Here is a 21,905-nt window from a genome sequence, read left to right as displayed (position 1 = left end):
AATATGAACAGGCCAACCGCAACAACCCGGTGTGGGGCTTCACCCATTGGGGCGCCGAAAGCCCCTTGACCTACTCGCAACAGATGTACCAGTTCGTGTACGAGATGCTGGCGATGGGCAATACCACGCTGTTCCTGGATGTGTATCCGTTGCATGTGTTTTATGCGGAGCGGGGGTTGGAGGCGCTGAGGGAGTGTTTGGGGTCACGGAAAAATATTTATGGCAGTGGTCAGCATCCGATATTGTGGCCCGTTGGAAAGGAAACGCTGGAATTCGGGACTAACCACAAGGAAATACTGCAAGCTTTTGAGACGATAGAGACTGGCAATATTGCTAAAAGTGTTGAACTCCTGGCCACACACGAACAAGTCAATATCCTGCAACCGGCGATGTACGATGACATGGGACTGAAATGGTTGCTGCGCAGTAACCATTTTTCCTACGTCATCGGTATCCCGTCCGGCGCCGCCGAAGCCATCGAGCTTACCCTCGCCAGCCAGTGCCGACGGATTGATGACGGACGCACCATTGGCTTTAGCAACAACGTCACTGCCAACCTGGGCGATATCAATCAGCGCATGCCCTTCGTGCTAAGGGCCGCGAAGCAATTTGACGATCTGCTGCAAAGCGACAAACGCCAGCAATTGGAACATTCGATTTTAGAGATTGCCCTCGGTGGTGGCGTGCGATGAGCCGGCTGCAACATAGGGGCTGGCGACGTGGTCTCGTAGCACTAGCGGTCATGATTCTGCTGACAGTGATGGTGGTGGTTCAACGCCTGACGGACGAGCCGGAGATCGCCCTATTGATTGGCGAACCTTGGGAAGATATGCGCCAGCGCTCCAGCGCAAGCATTAGCCCCGCCATACCAGGGCGAGTGTCGTTCAATGTTCCATATTCCGATGCCCGACTTCGATTCATTGATCCTCAGTACGGATTTGTAACCCCTATGGCCCGCTTCCTTACGGTTATTTATAACGAGGAGCTTATTAATAGTGTTCGCATGTCCCCACAAATCGAGCCGCTATTACTCGACGACACCCTCAGGGTCGTGCTGGATCTGCAAGACCAATGGCGCAGAGCCGGCTGGGTACCCATCCGTGTCGAAGAAGATCCACCGTTCGCCGACACTCCGAAATGGCGAGCCCAATTGCGGGACGTGAACAAGGGCGGCACCTCTTATTGGCACGCGGGCACCCAGTATCAGGTGATGCTGGTGGTCAATCGCTTCAAGGATTACCGGCACCCCACCGAGGAGCGCTACCTCATCAAACTGTCACTGGCCACACCCTGGACAAAACCTTGACCCTGTCCCATTACGACAGACGCGTCGGTATCCCGTCCGGCGCCGCCGAAGCCATCGAGCTTACCCTCGCCAGTCAGTGCCGACGGATTGACGACGAACGCACCATTGGCTTCAGCAACAACGTCGCTGCCAACCTGGGCGATATCAATCAGCGCATGCCCTTCGTACTCAGGGCCGCGAAGCAGTTTGACGATCTGCTGCTAAACGACATACGCCAGCAGCTGGAACATTCGATTCTAGAGATTGCCCTGGGTGGTGGCGTGCGATGAGGCTGCTGCATCGCCTAGGCTGGCGATGCGGTGCATTGGCGCTGGCCGTCGCAGCACTCCTCATCGTGGTGGGGATTGAAACACTTTCAGATGAGCCGGAAATCGCCTTGGTGATTGGCGAGCCTTGGGAAGATATGCGCCGTCGCTCCAGCGCTGAGATTGATTCAGCCATTGCCGGGCATTATTGGGGACGGATGCCCAAATCTGATGCCCGCCTGCGCTTTACAGATCCTCAATACGGATTTGTAACTCCACTGGCCCGTTTCTTTAGCGTGAGTTTTGATGATTCACGGGTCAGCAATGTCCGCATGTCCCCTCAAATCGAGCCACTACTGCTCGACGACACCCTCAAGGTCGTTCTGGATTTGCAAGACCAATGGCGCAGAGCGGGTTGGGTACCCATCCGGACCAGGGAATTCCCTTCGTTCGCCGACACTCCGCAATGGCGTGATCGATTGAGAGAAACAAAAAACGTTGAAAAAGCCTACTGGCGAGCCGGTGACAAGTACCAATTGATGCTGGTGGTCAGCCGCTTCGAAGATAAAAAGCGCCCCACCGAGGAACGCTACCTCATCACATTGGCCATCCACAAATCACGGGGCGTGCAGTGAGTCTGATGCATTGCTTTGTTCCCACGGAATCCAGCGCACAGCTCAAAACTCGAACCGACTCAACGCCGCATGCGGATCAAACGGCAGGTAACGCGATTGCCGGTCGCGCATGATCTTGATCATCGCGATCTCCGGGTCGCTGGAAAACACCAGGCGCCCGCCACTGGCGACCAGGTGGTCCAGCAGGCGTTCTTTCTCGCCGACCAGGCCTTCCGGGTTGCGGTCGTTGGCCGTCGTTACATCCAGGCTCAACCAGTGCGTTCCCGGAATCAGGTCGCCGGCGAACACCACCGGACCGCCCGGCATGCTGATTTCCGGGAGCAACTGCCCCGGCGTGTAGCCATCGCTGAAATGGAACTGCCAACCGTCGCCCAGTTCATTGCAACGCGGGCCATTGACCAGCACCAGTCGACCGCTGTTTTCCAGTCGGCGCACGATCTGGCGGACGAACAGCGCGCGGTCATGGGGATGGTTGTGCAGTGCCCGGGACCAGTGACTTTCACCGGTGATGTAATGCGCCGCGGGAAACAATAAACGCGGAGTGTTGCCGTCGTTGACCGCCTCGGTCTGCTCCGGCGTCAGTTGCACATGCAGGTGGGTTAATACCACGGCGTGAATATCGGCCTCCGTCAGGCCTTGCTGCGCCAGGCTGTCGAGCAAGCCGGAGGTGTGTTTCTGGCAGCTGCAGGTGCGCCGTGGCGGTGCCAACAAGGCACTGGCACCGGCCAGGACCAGAATGTTCCGGCCCCCTTGCTGCACCAGCAGCCCTCGTGAGGCAAGGTTCACCAGGTTGTCCTGGTCAGGCTTGAGCCAGTCGGCCCACAACTGCCGCGGCGTATTGCCGAACATCACGCCACCATCAAGTTTGCGACTTCTACCGGTCAGAGTGGATAAACAACGGTTCACGACAGACACCTCTTTGAATTCGAACCACCGTTGCAGAACGTGCGGCGGAAGCGTTTTATGAGGTGTTCAGGTTAAACCGCCCGTTCGCCTTCGCGCCCCACCCGAGTGGAGTGGGTCTGAGTGTGCAATCCGTGCCAAAAAATATCGTGTAACAAAATGCCCAGGGGCGCGCGTCTGCAACGCCGCTTGAGGCCTAGTGCCTGCACCCGTGCGCCAGTTAAAGTGCCGCACACGCAACGAGCCTCGCGCTCAACGCAAACCCAACACACCTGTTTAAAGCCGGTTTTTTTGGAGCGGTAATGGCATCCACCCCCCAAGCACTCCCCATCACCCTGTCCCCGGCGCTGGATTTTGATCAAAACGCCGCCAGCGCCCTGGGTGAAACCTTGGCCAGTCAGTACGTGGCGGCGACGCCATTCCCGCATATCGTCATCGACAACTTCCTGCAGGACGATGTCATTGCCAGTGTTTGCTCGCACTTTCCCGTCGAACCGACCAACAACGAAATGCTCTACGAGCGCGGCTACAAAGGTCAGTTGAAGCGCCAGATCAGCCCCAACGAATGCGACCCGCATTTGAAGGCGCTGTTTAACCTGTTCAACTCGGCGCCGATGTTGCAGTTCCTGGAAAAACTCACCGGCATCAACGGGCTGATACCCGACCCCTACTTCACCGGCGGTGGCCTGCATGAAACCAGGAGCGGCGGTTTTCTGGGGGTGCATTCGGACTTCCGCCTCAACAAGAAGTTGAATGTCGAACGCCGGCTGAATGTCATCATTTATTTGAATGAAGACTGGAAAGAGGAATACGGCGGCAACCTGGAACTGTGGGATGTCGGCATGAAGACCTGCTTGAAGAAGATCCTGCCGATCTACAACCGCTGCGTGATCTTCAACACTGACAAAGACAGCAACCACGGACACCCTGAGCCGTTGACCACGCCGCAGCACATCACCCGCCGCTCCATCGCGCTGTATTACTACACGGCGGGCACCCTGGCGATCGACCCCGCGCAACGCAACAAGACCCACTACAAACCACGGCCCAAGGACCGCTTGAGCCTGAAGTACTACATGGACAAGCTCATCAGGAAGAAAAACTGAAGTGCAGTGCCGAGTGCACCCCGATCAAGGTGTGCACTCGGCAATTTCCGTCTTTTTCATTCAGCCGCGAATGAAGGCCAGCAGGTCGGCATTGATCTGATCGGCATGGGTTGTCGGCATGCCGTGGGGGAACCCTGGATAGGTTTTCAGCGTGCCGTTCTTCAGAAGTTTGGCCGACAACGGCGCAGAGTCGGCAATCGGCACGATCTGATCGTCTTCGCCGTGCATCACCAGGGTCGGCACTTCGATGACTTTCAGGTCTTCGGTGAAATCCGTTTCGGAAAATGCCTTGATGCAGTCGTAGTGCGCTTTGGCGCCGCCCATCATGCCCTGGCGCCACCAGTTCTCCACCACGGCTTGGGAGATTTTCGCATCCGGCCGGTTGTAGCCGTAGAACGGCCCGGCCGCGACATCCATGTAGAACTGCGCACGATTGGCCACCAGCGCCGCGCGAAAGCCGTCAAACACTTCGATGGGCAAGCCACCAGGATTTTTCTCCGACTTGACCATGACCGGTGGCACCGCGCCGATCAGCACCGCCTTGGCCACCCTGCCCGGCTTCGCCCGCGCAACATAGTGCGCGACTTCGCCACCACCGGTGGAATGGCCGACATGTATCGCGCCTTTCAGGTCCAGTGCATCGGTCAGTTCGGCAACGTCGGCGGCGTAGGTGTCCATCTCGTTGCCTTGCCAGGTCTGGGTCGAGCGTCCATGCCCGCGTCGATCATGGGCGATGACCCGGTAGCCCTTGAGCAGAAAGAACATCATCTGCGCGTCCCAGTCATCGGCACTGAGCGGCCAACCGTGGTGGAACATGATGGGCGTGGCGTCCTTGGGTCCCCAATCCTTGTAGAAGATTTCGGTGCCGTCTTTAGTCGTGATGGTGGTCATGGCGCAGCTCCCATTGTGAAAACTGCGATTGAGTTCAGCACGCAATCACGACTTTGCCGCTTTGTCCGATCAGAGGTTATCTGCGGTGGGTCGACCGAGGGCGATGTAGGACTGGCGCAAGTCAGTGGCCCAGCCATCGAGCACGGCCTTGACGTCATCGGCGGTCAGCACTTGCTTGTCGTTTTCCAGGACATGCCCGGTGCCCTTGCGCACCACTTCGGCCACCACTTCGCCGGTCGAGCCGTCCTCGAAGGAGACCTCGGTGGCGACTTCGCTGTCCTGATCGCGAATACCGGTGGCGGTGCTCACGCCGGCGGCGACCAGGGTGACCGGCAGCCATTCATAAAAGCGCAGGCCCTGGGTGCTGGCCGTCACCTGGGTGATCGCCGGTTTGACCACCAGGGTGTTCGGCCCCGGTTTGTTCACCAGTGGCAGCACCTTGGCCAACTCGGTTCTGAGGGCTGCATCGTAGTAGTCAGTGACCCCACTCAGAGTGCTCAGAGGAATGCGTTCGGTGGGCTCAGAGTGGGGGTAGAACTGACTCGGCGCCAGATAAACCTGGGTGTAACGGCCTCTTTTCACCGCCGGGCTGACCCAGCTCAGTACGGTCTGTCCGGAAGGTGCCTGGCGTTCGGTCAACACACTGTAGTCATGCAGAAAACCGGTATAGGTCTCGGGACCGACTCGTTTGCTGCTGCACGCCGACAGGCTCAGGGTGGCGACGAACAACAGCGGCAATGAATGTTTGCGTGTCATCAATGAAATGTCCTTGTTTTGCATTAAAGCCCGCGCACTCAGGCGGGGACGTTGAGGGTTGCGTGGTTGTCCGAGCATTCGATGCGCAACTGGCCATGGCGCATGATCCAGTGCACCAGTTCAGCGGTCGGGATGGCGTGGATGTACTCCACCCAGTCGGCGTTGTCCGGGCCGTAGTGTTCGAAATAACGGCGCAGGACGATCTGGCTTTGATCACCGGTCAGTCCCAGGCAGGTTTCCTGGAACAGAATCGACTTGTCGGATTCGGGTGCGGTGGTGCGCTGGTTTAGAATCAGGGGACGGGCGCTGGATGGCCCTTCCGTGATGTAACTGCCGTTCAAAACCTTCATGGAAGCCTCCTGGGTGGGAATGCCGACAGGATCGCCCAGGGTTTTTGCCTGAGAATGTCCGCTTGATGTCTGGCCGGACGAAATGTTGCTCGATTGAAATAAATGACCCGGACCGCGAAATGGTTTTAGATGCGCTCTTTTTTGGTCCCTGGAACCTGACACCGTGAGCAGACTGCTGATCGTCGACGACGACGAGGAAATCCTGTCGCTGCTGAAGAAGTTCTTCGTTCAGCACGCCTATGAGGTGCAAGTGGCGCCCCACGGCGAGGCCATGTGGGCGGCGATTGAGCAAAGTCGGCCGGACACGCTGATTCTCGACGTCATGCTGCCCGGCGAAAGCGGCCTGAGCCTGTGCCAGAAAGTCCGCGCCCAGACGGGAATTCCAATCATCATGCTGACGGCCATGGCCGAGCTCAGTGATCGCATTGTCGGCCTGGAGCTGGGGGCGGACGACTACCTGACCAAACCCTTCGCCCCCCAGGAACTGCTGGCCCGGGTACGCGCCCTGCAACGTCGCGCCGGTGACCGCAAAAGCCACAGTGAGCCTTCGCGACCGGTTGTTGCCTTCGCCGGCTGGCACCTGGATATCACCTGCCGCGAGCTGCGTTCGCCCGAGAACGTGATGATTCCGCTGTCCGGAGGCGAGTTCGATCTGTTGGTGGTGTTCCTCGACAACCCCCAGCGCATCCTCACCCGTGAGCAGTTGATTGACCTGACCCACGGCCACGGCCATGACGCGTTCGATCGCAGCATCGATGTGCAGGTCAGCCGCTTGCGGCGAAAGATCGAGCCGGACTGCAAGCGCCCGGACCTGATTCGTACCGTGCGCAATGGAGGTTATATGTTCACTGCCAAGGTCACTCGTACGTGATCGGCCGATTACTGCCCCGGGACACCCTCAGGCGCCGGATTGCCCTGACCATAGTCGCGGCGATGGTGGCTTCCCTGACCCTCAATGCGCTGTTCGTCCAGGTGGCAGGCATCTGGGCCCAGCCACCCATTGAGCGCACCGGACTGCTGGAGCAGATTGCCTCGACCACTCGGGTGATCGAGGCAGCGCCAGCCTCGTTGCGTGCGCAACTGGCGAGCGCGGCGAGCAATCCCATGCTCGACGTGGCCTGGCACGCCCAGCGTGACCAATTCAACCTGCCGGCCGGCGGCGCCCAGTTGACGGCCGACTCGGCCCCGGTGCTACGACGACTGCTGGGCGCGGACCGCGAGATCGACGTGTTCAACCCCAGCGACTGGCCAGATAACAGCACCGAGGCGCGTTACGTTGCATTGGTGCGCATGGACGATGGCAGCTGGTTATCCTTCACCCCGCCCGAGCGCAGCTGGGGCCTGAATCTGCCCGCACGGCTCGCCGTGGTCATCACCCTGGGGCTGATCGCTACCTTGCTGGTCGCCTGGATCGCCACACGGCAACTGGCCAATCCAATTCAGCGCTTCGCCGGTGCCGCCCGGCGCTTCGGCGGTGACCTCAACGCTCCCCCGATTCATCTCGAAGGCCCTCACGAAATTCGCCAGGCGATCATCGCCTTCAACACCATGCAGGCGCAGATCCAGCATTTCATTGGTGAGCGTACGCACATGCTCGCCTCCATCTCCCACGACTTGCGCGCGCCCTTGACACGAATGCGCTTGCGCAGCGAATTCATGGAAGACCTCGACCATCAGCGCAAATTGATTCGCGATATCGAGGAGATGCAATCGATGATCAACGCCGCCCTGGCGTTTTTCCGCGAGGACACGCACCTGGAGCAGTCAACGGCGTTCGATCTGTCGGAGCTGCTGCAAACCATCATCGATGACTTTCGGGACCAGGACATCGCCATCGACTTCAGCGGCCCCGCGCACCTGGTCTACATAGGCCGGCCGCTGGGCATCAAGCGCGTCATCGTCAACCTGCTGGAAAACGCCGTGAAGTACGGCCAGCACCCGCGCACCGCACTGAGTGTTGACCAGGAGTCGGTCTACATCGAGGTCAGCGACGAAGGACCGGGCATTCCCGACGCCGCCCTGCAACGGGTGTTCGACCCGTTCTTTCGCCTGGAAACCTCGCGCAACCGTGACACCGGCGGCGTAGGTCTGGGCCTCTCGGCGGCGCGAGCAATCGTCCGCGAACAGGGTGGCGAGTTGACCCTGAGCAACCGCAAAGGGCTGGTGGCGCGGGTCGAGTTGCCGCGCAGTGCATGAGCCCTGACCAGGCGTTTTCATGCGCGTTTCGCATGGGATTAATGCAGAGACATCACTGTCATTTGTGCAGCACCGGGCACATTCTTGGGCAACACATCGCAACCCGGGAGTTTTTGACAATGAGTGTGTTTACCCACGTGACCGTCGGCACCAACAACCTCGATAACGCCCGTCGTTTCTACGACAACGTGCTGGGCGAGCTGGGCCATAAGCGTATCGCCGACCTCGGTGACAACGGCTCGATCTGGGGCGAGGATGCACCCTCCTTCTTCGTGCTGAAACCGGCCAACGGTTCACCGGCCACGGTCGGCAATGGCGTGACTGTCAGTTTCGAGGCCCCGACCCGTGCCGCCATCGATGCCTTTCACGCCGCCGCGCTGGCTTCCGGCGGTACCTGTGAAGGTCTGCCGGGGCAACGCAACTGGGCACCCAATGCCTACGCCGCTTATGCCCGCGATCTGGACGGCAACAAACTGGCGGCTTACTGCTTCCAGCCCGCCTGAGCCTGATGCACAGGCCGACGCCCCCGTCGTTGGCCTGTGCTAGCTGCGTCAATATCCATGAACCCCCAACTGCTTGACCGCTGAGCTGCACAGGCGTCTGCACACAACAATAATAATCAAAGTCCTGAGGCCTCCGATGAAGAAGCGCCCCCTACTGGGTCTGTTTGTCTTTTCCGTGTCCGCCAGTTCCCTGCACGTGCATGCAGAAGAATCCAGCGAAGGATTCGTCGAGGGCAGCACCGCCAGGCTGCTCGCACGCAACATGTACTTCAATCGCAATTCCCTGTCCCACTCTCCCGATGCCATCGGCTGGGGCCAGGGATTTCAGCTGGACTATCAATCCGGGTTCACCCAGGGCGATATCGGCTTCGGCGTTGATTCAAGTGCCTACACCGCCTACAAACTGGACGGCGGACGCGGGACAGTCGGCACCGGCATGTTCCCCGTCGAGGGCGATGCTGAACGAAGCGAATCGTCAACGCTCAACGCCTCGGTGAAGATGAAATGGTCGAACACCGTGATCAAGTACGGTGATTTGCGCCCTTACAACCCGGTATTCGCCACGCCCGATTTGCGCTTGATGCCGATGACCACCCGCGGCATCCAGTTGCTGAGTGAGGACATAGACAAGGTCAGTGTCGATCTCGGCCACTTCTATTCCACTCGTGGCTACATCAGCACCGGCCATGACGGCGGGTTCAAGGCTGGCTACGCGGGCGTGGATGCCGGTGACGTGGACTATGCAGGCTTGACCTGGTTGCCTGTTGAGGAAGGTGGCGTCGGCTTTTATGTGTCTCGCGCCGAAGACTTGTGGCGGCAGTTCTACGTCAACGCCAATTACAGTTTGCCGCTAAAAGGCGACCAATCATTGAGCGTCGACTTCAATCTCTATCGCTCACTCGATGAAGGCCAGGCCAATGCCGGTGACATCAATGTCACGGCCTGGTCATTGGCCACCGCTTACGGGATCGGCCCGCACACCCTCACCCTGTCCTACCAGAAAATCCATGGCAGCCAGCCGTTCGACTACCTGATGGCGTCCGATGGCACCTACATGGACTCCATCTACCTGGCCAACTCCTCGCAGTACGGCGACTTCAATGGCCCAGGCGAACAGTCGGTCGGCCTCGGCTACCAATACGACTTCGGCAGCACCGGCTACCTGCACACCACGCTCGGTGTGCGTTACGTCTACGGCTTCGATATCGACAACGAGCAGGTCGATCCGGAAGGTCTGTACGCCTACTTCTCCCACTCGGACAAACAGATCGAACGCGATCTGGACCTGAAGACCGTCGTACAAAACGGTCCGTTGAAGGATCTCTCGATACGCGTGCGCTATGCCGACTTCTCGTTTACCGGCGACAGCGTGAAACAGCTGCGCATCATCAGCGAATACCCCTTCGAGCTTCTCTGATGCGCACATCCCTCCCCCATAAAAACAAGAGAACCCCTATGAAAAAATTCCCGATCAAGTGCATCGCATTGGCTGTGTCGCTCTCGTCCGTGGCCCTGTCCGCCCATGCCGAGGTGCTGTATGTGCATGCCGGACGGCTGGTGGATGTGGAGAAAGGCCAGGTGTTGAACGATCAGCGCATCAAGATCGAAGACGAGCGCATCGTGGCCGTGGAGTCGTGGCGTGCGCCAACGACCCAGAGCAAGGTGATCGATTGGTCGACCAAGACCGTGTTGCCTGGCCTGATTGACGCGCACACGCACATCGCCGACTGGGACATGACCAACAATGTCGCCGAACCGCTGCTGCATTCGCCCCAGGATGTCGCGTTGATGGGCGCGAAACATGCCTATCAGACGTTGCGTGCAGGCTTCACCACCGTGCATGACCTGGGCACCTATCGCGCGTTCACCGACGTCGCGCTGCGCGACGCTATCAACGCCAATCGGGTACTGGGGCCACGGATGAATGTGGTCGGTGCCTACCTCACCGTCGCCGGCGGTGGCGGCGAAGTCACCGGCTTTGCCCCGGGCGTGGAAATCCCGGCGGACATGCGTGTCGGTGTGTATCGCGACGCCAACGACGCCCGGCTAAAGACCCGCTACCTGTTCCAGCATGGCGTCGACACCATCAAGATGATGGGCACCGGTGCCGTGCTCGCCGAAGGCACCGAACCCGGACAAATGGAAATGAGCGAGGAGGAAATGCGCGCGGTCGTCGAAGAAGCCAAGGTGCACAAGAGCTACGCCACTGTTCACGCCCATGGTGCCGAAGGCATCAAGGCGGCGATTCGCGCCGGGGTGAAATCCGTCGAGCATGCGTCACTGCTCGACGATGAAGGCATCAGGCTGGCCAAGGACAAGGGTACCTATCTGGTCATGGACATCTACAACGGCGATTACATTGATGAAATCGGTCGCAAGGAGAACTGGCCGGAAAGTTACCTGCGCAAGAACAGCGAAACCACTGAGGTCCAGCGTCAGGCATTTCGCAAAGCGGTGCAGGCCGGGGTGAGAATTGCCTATGGCACCGATGCCGGTGTCTACCCGATCGGCACCAACGCGCGGCAGTTCGCCTACATGGTCAAGTACGGCATGACGCCCATGCAGGCGATCCAGTCCGCCACGGTCGTCGCCGCGGACATGCTCAATTGGCAGGCGGATGTCGGAGCGATCAGCGCCGGACGCTACGCCGACATGATCGCGGTGGACGGCGACCCGATCGCCGATATCTCGTTGCTGGAAAAACTGCCGGTGGTGATGAAGGGTGGCGCCATCGTACCGCCCGATGTGCTGCCGGGCCTGTAAACGCGCCACCACCCGGGGATGGGTTCACAGGCAGCGTTGCAGGGCTTCCAGGTGTTTCCTGGAGATCCAGCGATGGGTTGCCGCATAATATTTGGCGACCGAGCCGAACTCATCCTTGCTGATATCGACAAAATACCCCGAACCTACGGTCGCAACCGTGTAGCCGCCGTGGCTACCCGGCTCCAGGGTGGCGCCATCGTGTCCGGCGAACACCGGCAGGTCTTGCCATTCGCGCAGGACGCAATCGGCGACGACTTTCTCGGGTTTTTTCGACGTGAGGATTTGCCGGGGGTCTTCCTTGCGCATCTCGCTCATGGTCGGCACCGCGCAGCCAGCCATTGATGCCAAAGCCAGTGTCCACAGGATCCATTTCATGTCGTTCCCTCAGTGATTCGACGAGACCTCGCGTGCCGAACAAAGGCCTGCCTGGCGCCACTCTGGCTGTCGTGAAAAGTGTTCAGCGAGTGTAGTCCACGGGTCGCATTGCGCTCGGGATCGATGTCGATCTTTCCAGTATCTACCCGAAAAAATGGATTCGTCTGCCAGCAATACTTGGATTAACGATCGATTTTTTAAACCGATTTCAATTGATCTTCCACGCAACAGCCAGGGTCATAGCTCTATCGCCGCAGCGCAAACTCCCCACTTGAACAGGAGCTGACCATGCACTCGCCCCACGCCGCCACCCGTTTCAACGCCTGCCGCCACCTGGCCATGGAGCAAAACGAAAAGCTGTTCGAGGAGGCCAATGTCCTCAATCGTTCGGCACTCGATCTGCTCGATCGACCGGACCTCGACGATGAGATGTTTCTTGACTACTTGCGGCTGCGTGACAAGGCACACGCGTTGTTTCAGGAAGCGCTGGATCATCTGTCACTGATCAATGAGCAGCTTCCGCCACTGCGCGAACCACGGCTCAGCCGCGTTGGCACGAACCCGGTCGATTTCATCCGGCCACGGCCTGAACGCGTGGTGTCGACGGCTACGAGGGTCTGAAACTCACTGAGGCTGCAGCGGCGGCTGGCATGGCCGCCCCTCAGGGCAACAACAAGGCCTGATGTATTTCGATAGAAGGAACGTTGCCGTTCTTGCGCCGGCTGTCCAGCCAGCTCCTGGTTTTGCTCACATCAAAGATCTGGCCCTGTTCCATCAGGGTCAGAATCAGTGCGTCCGCCACCCGGTAGCGCCCGCACTCGGGACAATCGCGTTCCTCCCACGGGCCGTCGCATTCGATGCGCTCGGCGGCCCTCACACAAATCAGACAATTCATCGCACTCACCACGTTTTGTAATTTTTTTAGTTTTGTCAGTCCGCCAGACACTCTAAGCGTGTAGCCCGTGCAGCGGAACGGCAGATGCATGATCGACCGACGCAGTTGTGCATTAGTTCGCAACCCTGACGCTTTTGATGCCAACAGGTCGCATCCGAATCCCCCCGAGCAAAAGCGCCAAACCCAGCGCGTCGTCACACCTACAAAAATTTACCCGAGACCCGCAAATTTAGATAGCAGCCTAATTACAAGCTAAACTATGATGAGCTGACTTTTAAACAGCAGATCTGATCATGACCGACACCCTGACCCTTGGTTTTGCCCTGCATGACAGTGCCCGATTGATGCGCAAGCGCTTTGAGCAGCGCGCCCGGCATGTCGGCCTCACCCGTTCGCAATGGCAAGTGCTGGCGATGCTGTCGACCAATGAGGGCATTCATCAAAAGGGTCTGGCGGATCTGCTGGAACTGGAATCGATCACCCTCGTGCGCCTGCTGGACAAGATGGCCGAGCGCGGTCTGGTCGAGCGCCGGCGGCACCCGACGGATCGGCGCTTGTCCTTGCTGTTCCTCACCGAGCAGGCCCATCCGCTGTTGCAACTGATGCGCGAGATGGGCAAAGCCACACGCGAGGAAGCCACGCTCGGCTTTACCGAGGAAGAACAACAACTGTTGCTGCAAATGATGAAGCGGATGCGGGCCAACCTGATCGACGCCTGCAGCCTGCCCATCGACGATGAGGTGCGCAGTCATGGCTGATCAAGAGTTGAAATCCCCCGCACCGGTCAAGCCCGTGGCGCCGAAGTTTGATGCGACCACGCCAGGCGAGGCCCCAAAGGCGCAGCCCGGCCAGACCGAGAGCCCGAAAAGTGCAGCGTCCCCGGCGCGGCCGAAACGGCAACGGGTGCGCACCGGGCTGTTTGCCCTGCTGCCTGTCGCCTTGTTGGTCGCCGGCTACCTGTATGTCACCGGCGGGCAAATCGTTTCCACCGACAACGCCTACATCCAGGCTGACCATGTCGGCGTGTCCACCGACGTTTCTGGCCTGGTGGCTACGGTTGAGGTCAAGGACAATCAGCGGGTCAGCAAGGGGCAGGTGCTGTTCACGCTCAAGCCGGAACCCTTCCGGATTGCCCTGGCCAGTGCCCAGGCGCAGTTGGGCAACGTGCGCAACCAGATCCTCAATCTCAAGGCCAACTACAACCAGGCGCTGGCGGAAATCGACCAGGCGCAAATCGACCTTGCCTACTACCAGACCAGTTTCCAGCGTCAGCAAACCCTGGTGAACGTGTCGGCGGTGTCGAAAACCAACTACGACGACGCCAAGCACGCGCTGGACAGTACCCGGCAAAAAATCGCCGTGGCCAAGGCGACGGCGCAGATGGTCCTGGCGCAGCTTGGCGGGCACATCGAAACACCGGTCGAGCAGCAATCCCTGTATCTGCAAGCCCAGGCGGCCGTCGATGAGGCCCAGCGCAACCTCGACAACTCGGTGGTGCGCGCCTCGTTCGACGGCATCGTCACCAATGTCGACTCGCTGCAAGTCGGCTCCTACCTGCAACCGCCGCAATCGGGCATCAGCCTGGTCTCCGCCGATCACTTGTGGGTCGCGGCATCGCCCAAGGAAACCGAACTGACCCACATGCAACCCGGGCAACCGGTGGACATCAGCGTCGACAGTTACCCCGGCGTGCAGTGGCACGGTACCGTGGAGAGCATCAGCCCGGCGTCGGGGGCCAGTTTTTCCTTGCTGCCGGCGCAGAACACCACCGGCAACTGGGTCAAAGTGGTGCAACGGATTCCCGTGCGCATCAGCATCGATGATGCCGATGGCAAACCGGCCCTGCGTACCGGCATGAGTGTCCAGGCCGAGATCGATACCGGTTCGTCACGGGGCTTGCCGCACCTGTTCGCCGGGCTGACAGCGAGCAAGGCAGCGGCCCATGAGTAACCCGGCGGCGCCAGCGGCGGTGGCTCATCGCGGGATGATCACTGCCTGCGTCGTGCTGGCGGTGATCATGCAGGCGCTGGACACCACCATTGCCAACGTCGCCCTGCCCTATATGCAAGGCAGCATCTCGGCCAGTTCCGACCAGATCAACTGGGTGCTGACGTCCTATATAGTCGCCGCAGCAATCATGACGCCCCCCTCGGCCTTTCTGGCCCGGCGTTTCGGGCGCAAGCGCGTGTTGCTGTGGGCGATTGTCGGCTTTGTCGTCTCGTCGATTCTTTGCGGGCTGGCGCAGTCGCTCGAAGAAATCATCCTCGCGCGCCTGCTGCAAGGCCTGGCAGGCGCGGCATTGGTGCCGTTGTCCCAAGGTATTCTGCTGGACATCTACAGCCTCAAGGAACGCGGTTCGGCCATGGCACTGTTCGGCGTGTCTGTGATGGTCGGCCCCGTGCTCGGACCGATGCTGGGGGGCTGGCTGACGGAAAACTTCAGCTGGCGCTGGGTGTTTTTCATCAATCTACCGATCGGATTACTGGCGCTGGCCGGGATCATCTATTACGTCCACGAAACCGAAACGGACCATCACACCCGCCTCGACTGGTTGGGCTTCGGTTCACTGAGCGTGGCGATCATGGCCCTGCAACTGTTTCTCGACCGCGGTGAGCAGCTGGGCTGGTTCGCCTCCGGCGAGATCCTCATTGAAGCGGTGGTCGCCGCAGCCGCCGCCTATGTATTCCTGGTGCACACCTTCACCAGCGACAAGCCCTTCATCAGCCCGGCGCTGTTCAAGGACCGCAATTTCTCCATCAGTGTCGTGTTCATTTTCATTGTCGGCATCACCTACCTGGCCTCGTTGGCGCTGATGACACCCTACCTGCAGACCCTGATGGGCTACCCGGTGCTGACCGCCGGCATGGCCATGGGGCCGCGTGGTCTGGGTACGATGCTGACCATGTTCCTCGCCGGCAAGCTGCTGGGCAAAGTCGACACGCGCCTGTTGCTGCTGACGGGTCTGGGCTTGTCCGCATTGTCGATGTGGCTGATGACCGGCTGGACCCCCAACGTGTCGCTGCAAACCATCATCGTCGTCGGCTTCATCCAGGGCACCAGTCTCGGCCTCTTGTTCGTGCCCTTGACCACGGTGGCCTTCGCCACCTTACCCGCCAGTTTGCGCGCAGAAGGCACCGGGCTGTACAGCCTGTCGCGCAACGTCGGCTCGAGTGTCGGGATTTCCATCGTCAGCGTGCTGTTGACCCAGAACATCCAGGTCAACCACGCACAGATCGGCGCCTACGTGACCCCCTTCAACCGGGCGTTCGAAGCATGGCCGATCAAGAGTTACCTGGACCCGATGCTCGCCTCCGGGCGGGCATTGCTCGATGCAATGGTGACGGTGCAAGCGAGCTGGATCGCGTACCTGGATGACTTCAAGTTGTTGATGATCCTGTCCCTGGCGGTGATGCCGTTGTTGCTGATCATCAAACCGCCGCAAGTTCAGGGCCCTGAAGAAACCGCGCCGATCATGGACTAGCAGCTGTTTGCCGTATTACGAAGTTCACCGCTGTGACACTGGCTGCCGTCGAGTGTAAACATAGGGCGACACCCCCAAGTGTGGGGCAGAAAATCAAAGTGCCACTAACCTGCCCTCATTGCAGCCAAAACTGGAACATTATGGGGCTTTAATAACGACACTTCATAATACGCGCACCAAAAGCGCGCCAAATCGACTCGCGACTGTCATATGGCTGGCGCAGAGTATATTGATGAATAACAAACTGGCCTCCGTGCATCTCGTCTTGCAACTAGCAAAGTGCGACTTTCGCCAACACCAAAAGTTTAATTAATCCGACAAAATAATATATTCATTCAAAATCAATACGTTAAACATGGGCGCAAGCGAAACCAGATAAAAGGTATGCTTTTTGACTATTGGTATTTGACAGACCGACAAGACTGGCCGATAACTGTACGGGCCTTCTTGGATGTACGGCGCGTGTTGTAGCCTCCGACCTCCGAGACCTCCAGGCACTCTGTGTTTTACAACTACGACTGGTTGCCGAGTGCGCACCCTGCGGTAGCTTTGGCTCGAGCAAACAGTCTTCCTTGTAATAGCAGAATCAACTATAGATATACCTCGCTGAACTGCTTCAAACTTGAAACACTTACACGCTCAACTTTGAAACACTCTAACTGCCAATAATAAACATAACGCATCTGGGATTACATTTTTAAGGCTTGAATAAGCCTACTACCTACTAGCAAGCAGTACGGCGCTTCCTTCTCGGCCCGGGCTGCTTAACAACACGCTATGTACGGAGCTCTCCAGAATGCAAGCCATAAACCCCCATGGCGCTCGTTGGTATCTGTTGCAGTGCAAACCCCGTCAAGATGAGCGGGCCGAACTCAATCTGTTGCAGCAAGCCTATGTGACCTTTCGGCCGCAACGGGTGAGTGAGCGTGTGATTCGCGGCAAGCGGCACCGAATGCTGGAATCCCTGTTCCCGGGGTACCTTTTCATCCAGCTCGGTGTTGACGACCATTGGGCCCCCATTCGCTCCACGCGCGGCGTCAGCCGTATCGTTGAATTCAACCATGTCCCCGCCGTGGTGACCGATGAGGTCATCGAGCATTTGCGCGTGCGCAGCTATCAGTCGCTGGAAGCCCAGGGAACCCCCGCCCTGGAACCCGGTGAAACCCTGCAGATCATCTACGGACCGCTGTCACCCCTTGAAGGTGTGTTCCAGTCGATGCTTGGTGCCGAACGGGTGATGCTCCTGTTGCAGTTCCTCAACCGCCAACAGCATGTGTGTGTGCCGTTGAGTGCCCTGGAACGGCAGCGATCCTGAAAGACACCTGAAAAACAAAAAGCAACGAACGCCTGGATTATTCACTTCTCGGGAATAATGACATGCCTCTCAAGTCGCATTGCCCGCTTGCCTTGTTTTTGGCTTCTTTGTACCCCGCTTCGGCCTGGAGCATCGTTCCGCAGTCCATCGACATCTACGGATTCCAGTTCATCCCGACGTTCGGGGTGTCGGAAAGTTATGACGACAACATCCGCGAGGTCGAGCACAACGCCCAGTCCTCGATGGTGACCAAGATTGCCCCGTCCTTCGAACTCAAGGCCGAGGATCGCAACAGTGCCACGCGACTGGTCTTTCAACCGACCCGTTACATCTATCACTCCGAGTCCGATGCTTCGAGCACCTCGGAGCGGGTTCGGGCCGACAGCATTATGGAGTTCACCGACCGCCACCGGCTGAAACTCGAGGCCGAATACCACAAGTTCGAGCGCACCACCTCCACCGCGGTCGAGGGCGTCAACGACAAGCTCAATAACAAACGCGTGGGGGGCATCTACACCTACGGCGCCCGCAGCGCCGCCAACCAGATCGACATCGGCGCCAACTACGCACAACTTCGCTATGACAATGGCGATGGCATCAACGACGACAAGGAACGCAACACCACCGGGTTCACCACCACCTGGTACCACCGCATCGGCAGCAAGACCCGCGGGCTGCTCGAATACGACCACACGCGCTTCGATTACCTGGAATCCAACAGCCCGCGCAGCAGCAAGTCCGATGCCGTGCTGGCCGGTGCCGAATGGGACCTGACCGCCCGCACCACCGGCAAGGTACGCATCGGCTACGAGCGCAAGAATTTCGATGAGAGCACTTCCAGCGACCTGAGCAACCCGACCTGGCAAATCGATCTGCAATACAAACCGCGTACCTACTCGACCTTTACCTTCCTCGCCCGCCAGGCGCTGGCTGAAGGTGACGATGGTTCCGATGCGGTCAAGGCGACCTTCACCCAGGTCGGCTGGCGCCACGGCTGGACCGAACGCATCACCACCGTCGCCCAGGCCGGCTACGGGCGCTACGTCTACGAGGGCCAGAACCGTACCGACAACCTGCAGGACTACAACCTCTCGGTGATCTACCAGATGCGCCGCTGGATGGACATCGAACTGGGGTACCGCTTCCGCGACAACAACTCCGATGCCGAGAACGAAAGCTTCTTGCGCAACGTGTTCCAGCTCAGTTTCAACATCAGCCTGTAGAGGACATACCCATGAACGCGCGCCTGTTTGGCCTGTTGCTCTGGTTATTGCTCGCTCCTTCCAGCTACGCAGCAGACCCCGCCCAAAATTACAAACTCGCCGCTGGTGATGTGTTGCGCATCACCGTGTTCGGCGAACCGGACTTGAGCATCAGGAAAGTCCAGCTCAATGACGCCGGGACCTTTTCCTATCCCTTCCTCGGTGAAATCGACGCCAAGGGCCTCACGCCGAACCAGGTCGAAAAGAAAATCGTCGCAGGCCTCAAACAGGGCTACCTGAACGATCCGAAAGTCAGTATCAGCCAGATCGAATACCGCCCCTTCTATATCAACGGCGAAGTGCAGAAGCCCGGCAGCTACCCCTTCGTGCCTGGGCTGACCCTGGAAAAAGCCATTGCCCTGGGCGGCGGCCTGACCGAGCGCGCCTCAATGAAACGCGTGACCATCCTGCGTGGCGACGGTGGTTCCGTGGACGAAGACAACATCACCAAGACCACCGTTATCTCCCCCGGTGACACCATTTCCATTGCACAAGGCTTTTTCTAATCATGGACAACAGCCCTAGCACCTACGTCGAACGTCCGCTCCAGGCGCATCTGCATCCGCAGCACAGCGAAGAGTCGGACACCCTTGATCTGCTGAAACTGTGGAGGGTCATCTGGCACGCCAAGTGGAACATCGCCTGGTGGGTCGCGTTCTGTTGTGCGCTGGCCTTTGCCGTGCTGTCGTTCATCACGCCGCAGTACATGGGCACCACCACCCTGCTGATCAAGGAGAAAACGCCGCCGGTCATGAGTTTCCAGCAAGTGACCGATTCCGGCGCAACCACCACTCCGGACTACTTGCAGACCCAGCAGGCCCTCCTGCAATCCCGTGACCTGGCCGAGCGGGTGGTGAAGAAGCTCAAGCTCACCACCCACCCCGCCACGGACCCGCGTCAGCAAGCACAGTCGTGGTTTACCCCGCGGCAGTGGCTGACCGACCTCAACGGCGGGCAGTGGCTGCCTTGGCTGGCCTTGCTGCTGCCGGAAAAGCCTGCGCCCACGGAAGAGGACATCTTCAATGACGTGGTGCAAAACTTCATGCTCCATACCACGGTGAAGTTTGTCGGCAAGAGCCAGCTGCTCGAAATCGACGTCGAACTGCCCGATCCGGCTCTGGCCGCCGCAGCCGCCAATGCCCTGGCCCAGGCCTACATGGACAGTCAACTCGACACCAGCCTCAAGTCGTCGCAGAACACCACCAGCTGGATGAACACCCGCCTGGGTGAACTGCGCAACAACCTGCGTGACGCGGAAAACAAACTCCAGGCTTACCGCGAGGAACAAGGCCTGGTGGATGTCGACGGTGTGGCGACCATCAGCGCCAACGAACTGCAGATGACCGGCAACCGCATGATCGATGCCCGCCGTGATCGCGCGGAAGCTGAAAGTCAGTACCGCCAGGCGCAAGCGTTGAGCAATGGCGACATGAGCCGTTTGTCCAGCGTGCCGGCGGTGTTGAGCAACCCGCTGGTCCAGCAATTCCAGGCCGAGGTCGCCAAGGCGCAAGCCAAGGTCGAAGAGCTGTCCGGCCGCTATGGCGCCAAGCACCCTGCGCTGATTTCCGCCCAGTCGGAACTGCGCACCGCCCAGACCAGCCTGCGCTTGCAGGTGCAGCAAGTGGTCGCTGGCATCGAGCGCCAATACCAGTTGGCCGTGGCCAGCGAAGGGGCCCTGCAAAAGTCGTTCAACAGCAACAAGGCGCAGATCCAGAATATTTCCCGTAAAGAGTTCCAGCTGCGCGAATTCCAGCGTGAGGTCGACAGCACCCGGGCGCTGTACGAAACCTTTGTCACCCGTTACAAGGAAACCGCAGCCACCTCCGACATGGATTCGGCCAAGGCCCGGGTGGTCGACACGGCCATTGCGCCGATTGAACCAAGCAAGCCGCGCAAGAACCTGATCCTGGCGATTGTCGCGGTGGTCGCGGCGATCATTGGCGTCGGCATGGCTTTCTTGTTCGACACCCTGAGCAACACCTTCAAGAGCGACGAAACCATCGAGAGCACGCTCAATGTGCCGCTGCTTAGCGTGATCCCGCTGGTCACCCGCAAGAGCCGTCGACAACTGGCGCGGCTGTTCGAAGACAACGACCACCCACGGTTCTCCGAGACCATCCGCAATCTGCGCACCTGGCTGATGCTGCAAAGCACCGAGGAACCGTCACAAGTGGTGCTGGTCACCTCGACGGTTCCCGGTGAAGGCAAAAGCACCATCGCCAACAACCTGGCCTGTTCGCTGACATCGCTGGAGCGGGTGCTGCTGATCGATGCCGACCTGCGCCAGCCGACGCTGTCGCTGAATTTCGACTTCCCGAGCGAAAGCCCCGGTTTTGCCAACGTGATTGCCGGCACCGCGCGGCTGGAGGACTGCATCCGCACCGTGGGCAACCTCGACATGCTGCCGGCCGGCAGTGTCTCACCGACTTCCTCGGACCTGTTCAACTCACCGCGCCTGCCCTCGCCCGGCGAACCGATAGACAGCTTGCGCCAGGCGCCGGCGCAGGACCTGCTCAGTTCGCCACGCATGGCGCGCATGCTCGAAGTGCTCAAGTCACGCTATCGGCACATCATCATCGATTCACCACCTGCCGAGCTGGTCAGCGATGCGCTGCTGCTGGCCAAGCATTCCGACGCGGTGATCTATGTGGTGAAAGCCGAAAGCACACCGATCAGCCAGGTGCAAAAGAGCCTGGCGATGCTCCAGCAAAGCCACGCGCCAGTATTTGGCGTGGTGCTCAACCAGGTCGACATGCGCAAGGCGCGCAAGTATGGCCATGGCCACTCCAAATCCTTCTATGACTATGACTTTGCACCCAGGTAACACCGGGCAGCGACCGTAGCTGCGTGATCTCTAATTGCGCGTGAATCGAAGTCGCCAAGGACGGTGGGGGCTTCGAATGACGCCCCGTGTCTGGAGATT

The 21,905-nt window shown here is 59.3% G+C and carries 24 protein-coding genes; 18 read left to right on the top strand and 6 right to left on the bottom strand.

Features of this window, described 5'->3' with window-relative positions:
* The 4 genes from EIY72_RS17485 to EIY72_RS17470 form a co-directional block, all read left to right on the top strand.
* Nucleotides 1–692: DUF2515 family protein (locus EIY72_RS17485; RefSeq protein WP_425048554.1), on the top strand; the 692-nt coding region annotated here is incomplete at its 5' end.
* Complete coding sequence (locus tag EIY72_RS17480) at nucleotides 689–1,306, top strand: hypothetical protein (RefSeq protein ID WP_093220953.1); 618 nt, start codon at nucleotides 689–691, stop codon at nucleotides 1,304–1,306. The genes EIY72_RS17485 and EIY72_RS17480, both read left to right, overlap by 4 nt.
* Nucleotides 1,303–1,575, top strand: coding sequence for a DUF2515 family protein (locus EIY72_RS17475; RefSeq protein ID WP_093220949.1), 273 nt, complete (start codon nucleotides 1,303–1,305; stop codon nucleotides 1,573–1,575). Before EIY72_RS17480 ends, EIY72_RS17475 begins: the two co-directional genes overlap by 4 nt.
* Nucleotides 1,572–2,186 carry a hypothetical protein gene (locus EIY72_RS17470; protein ID WP_093220944.1) on the top strand — a complete coding sequence of 205 codons (615 nt, stop codon included), beginning with the start codon at nucleotides 1,572–1,574 and terminating at the stop codon, nucleotides 2,184–2,186. The genes EIY72_RS17475 and EIY72_RS17470 overlap by 4 nt, the downstream gene beginning before the upstream one ends.
* 42 nt (nucleotides 2,187–2,228) lie before the next feature.
* Here the strand turns inward: EIY72_RS17470 and EIY72_RS17465 are convergent, their stop codons facing one another.
* Nucleotides 2,229–3,092, bottom strand: a complete 864-nt coding sequence (locus EIY72_RS17465; RefSeq protein WP_093220938.1) for an MBL fold metallo-hydrolase — start codon at nucleotides 3,090–3,092, stop codon at nucleotides 2,229–2,231.
* Between the two features lie 299 nt (nucleotides 3,093–3,391).
* On the opposite strand from EIY72_RS17465, the gene EIY72_RS17460 reads away from it, so the two are divergent.
* Nucleotides 3,392–4,195 (top strand): 2OG-Fe(II) oxygenase, encoded by an 804-nt coding sequence (locus EIY72_RS17460; RefSeq protein WP_093220927.1) that lies wholly within the window; start codon nucleotides 3,392–3,394, stop codon nucleotides 4,193–4,195.
* Nucleotides 4,196–4,255: 60 nt separating this feature from the next.
* Here the strand turns inward: EIY72_RS17460 and EIY72_RS17455 are convergent, their stop codons facing one another.
* The 3 genes from EIY72_RS17455 to EIY72_RS17445 all read right to left on the bottom strand — a co-directional run bounded on the left by EIY72_RS17455 (nucleotide 4,256) and on the right by EIY72_RS17445 (nucleotide 6,192).
* Complete coding sequence (locus EIY72_RS17455) at nucleotides 4,256–5,086, bottom strand: alpha/beta fold hydrolase (protein WP_093220920.1); 831 nt, start codon at nucleotides 5,084–5,086, stop codon at nucleotides 4,256–4,258.
* A gap of 69 nt (nucleotides 5,087–5,155) precedes the next feature.
* Nucleotides 5,156–5,842 (bottom strand): DUF3313 domain-containing protein, encoded by a 687-nt coding sequence (locus EIY72_RS17450; RefSeq protein ID WP_093230520.1) that lies wholly within the window; start codon nucleotides 5,840–5,842, stop codon nucleotides 5,156–5,158.
* Nucleotides 5,843–5,880: 38 nt separating this feature from the next.
* Entirely contained in the window at nucleotides 5,881–6,192 is a 312-nt protein-coding gene (locus EIY72_RS17445; RefSeq protein ID WP_093220915.1) for a hypothetical protein, read from the bottom strand.
* Between the two features lie 163 nt (nucleotides 6,193–6,355).
* On the opposite strand from EIY72_RS17445, the gene EIY72_RS17440 reads away from it, so the two are divergent.
* From EIY72_RS17440 to EIY72_RS17420, 5 genes are all read left to right on the top strand, one after another.
* Nucleotides 6,356–7,063, top strand: coding sequence for a response regulator (locus tag EIY72_RS17440; protein WP_231985559.1), 708 nt, complete (start codon nucleotides 6,356–6,358; stop codon nucleotides 7,061–7,063).
* The gene (locus EIY72_RS17435; RefSeq protein ID WP_093220902.1) at nucleotides 7,060–8,388 is read left to right on the top strand and encodes an ATP-binding protein; all 1,329 of its coding nucleotides are present in this window, start codon (nucleotides 7,060–7,062) and stop codon (nucleotides 8,386–8,388) included. The genes EIY72_RS17440 and EIY72_RS17435 overlap by 4 nt, the downstream gene beginning before the upstream one ends.
* 119 nt (nucleotides 8,389–8,507) lie before the next feature.
* Nucleotides 8,508–8,891 carry a VOC family protein gene (locus tag EIY72_RS17430; protein ID WP_093220897.1) on the top strand — a complete coding sequence of 128 codons (384 nt, stop codon included), beginning with the start codon at nucleotides 8,508–8,510 and terminating at the stop codon, nucleotides 8,889–8,891.
* A gap of 136 nt (nucleotides 8,892–9,027) precedes the next feature.
* Nucleotides 9,028–10,308, top strand: coding sequence for an OprD family outer membrane porin (locus EIY72_RS17425; protein WP_093220893.1), 1,281 nt, complete (start codon nucleotides 9,028–9,030; stop codon nucleotides 10,306–10,308).
* A gap of 38 nt (nucleotides 10,309–10,346) precedes the next feature.
* Entirely contained in the window at nucleotides 10,347–11,654 is a 1,308-nt protein-coding gene (locus tag EIY72_RS17420; protein ID WP_093220890.1) for a Xaa-Pro dipeptidase, read from the top strand.
* A 24-nt stretch (nucleotides 11,655–11,678) separates the two neighbouring features.
* Here EIY72_RS17420 and EIY72_RS17415 read toward each other — a convergent pair whose 3' ends face one another.
* Nucleotides 11,679–12,029, bottom strand: coding sequence for a hypothetical protein (locus EIY72_RS17415; protein ID WP_093220887.1), 351 nt, complete (start codon nucleotides 12,027–12,029; stop codon nucleotides 11,679–11,681).
* Between the two features lie 288 nt (nucleotides 12,030–12,317).
* Here EIY72_RS17415 and EIY72_RS17410 point away from each other — a divergent pair, with 288 nt between their 5' ends.
* Nucleotides 12,318–12,650 carry a hypothetical protein gene (locus EIY72_RS17410; protein WP_231985558.1) on the top strand — a complete coding sequence of 111 codons (333 nt, stop codon included), beginning with the start codon at nucleotides 12,318–12,320 and terminating at the stop codon, nucleotides 12,648–12,650.
* A 40-nt stretch (nucleotides 12,651–12,690) separates the two neighbouring features.
* On the opposite strand, the gene EIY72_RS17405 is transcribed toward EIY72_RS17410, so the two are convergent.
* Nucleotides 12,691–13,014 carry a hypothetical protein gene (locus tag EIY72_RS17405; protein ID WP_231985557.1) on the bottom strand — a complete coding sequence of 108 codons (324 nt, stop codon included), beginning with the start codon at nucleotides 13,012–13,014 and terminating at the stop codon, nucleotides 12,691–12,693.
* A 203-nt stretch (nucleotides 13,015–13,217) separates the two neighbouring features.
* Between EIY72_RS17405 and EIY72_RS17400 the strand changes: the two genes are divergently transcribed.
* From EIY72_RS17400 to EIY72_RS17370, 7 genes are all read left to right on the top strand, one after another.
* Nucleotides 13,218–13,682 (top strand): MarR family winged helix-turn-helix transcriptional regulator, encoded by a 465-nt coding sequence (locus tag EIY72_RS17400; RefSeq protein ID WP_093220879.1) that lies wholly within the window; start codon nucleotides 13,218–13,220, stop codon nucleotides 13,680–13,682.
* Nucleotides 13,675–14,874, top strand: coding sequence for an HlyD family secretion protein (locus EIY72_RS17395; RefSeq protein WP_093220875.1), 1,200 nt, complete (start codon nucleotides 13,675–13,677; stop codon nucleotides 14,872–14,874). Before EIY72_RS17400 ends, EIY72_RS17395 begins: the two co-directional genes overlap by 8 nt.
* Nucleotides 14,867–16,405: a DHA2 family efflux MFS transporter permease subunit gene (locus EIY72_RS17390; RefSeq protein ID WP_093220870.1), complete on the top strand. Its 1,539-nt coding sequence runs from the start codon at nucleotides 14,867–14,869 to the stop codon at nucleotides 16,403–16,405. Before EIY72_RS17395 ends, EIY72_RS17390 begins: the two co-directional genes overlap by 8 nt.
* A gap of 796 nt (nucleotides 16,406–17,201) precedes the next feature.
* Nucleotides 17,202–17,720 (top strand): transcription/translation regulatory transformer protein RfaH, encoded by a 519-nt coding sequence (gene rfaH / locus EIY72_RS17385; protein ID WP_093220866.1) that lies wholly within the window; start codon nucleotides 17,202–17,204, stop codon nucleotides 17,718–17,720.
* Nucleotides 17,721–17,782: 62 nt separating this feature from the next.
* Nucleotides 17,783–18,943, top strand: coding sequence for an outer membrane beta-barrel protein (locus EIY72_RS17380; protein WP_093220861.1), 1,161 nt, complete (start codon nucleotides 17,783–17,785; stop codon nucleotides 18,941–18,943).
* A gap of 11 nt (nucleotides 18,944–18,954) precedes the next feature.
* Complete coding sequence (locus tag EIY72_RS17375; protein WP_093220858.1) at nucleotides 18,955–19,488, top strand: polysaccharide biosynthesis/export family protein; 534 nt, start codon at nucleotides 18,955–18,957, stop codon at nucleotides 19,486–19,488.
* Nucleotides 19,489–19,490: 2 nt separating this feature from the next.
* Nucleotides 19,491–21,806 carry a GumC family protein gene (locus tag EIY72_RS17370; RefSeq protein WP_093220855.1) on the top strand — a complete coding sequence of 772 codons (2,316 nt, stop codon included), beginning with the start codon at nucleotides 19,491–19,493 and terminating at the stop codon, nucleotides 21,804–21,806.
* The last annotated feature ends 99 nt before the right edge of the window (nucleotides 21,807–21,905 follow it).

Origin of the sequence: Pseudomonas vancouverensis (assembly GCF_004348895.1) — a bacterium.
Classification (GTDB): Bacteria; Pseudomonadota; Gammaproteobacteria; order Pseudomonadales; family Pseudomonadaceae; genus Aquipseudomonas; species Aquipseudomonas vancouverensis.
This window is presented reverse-complemented; position numbering and strand designations above follow the sequence as displayed.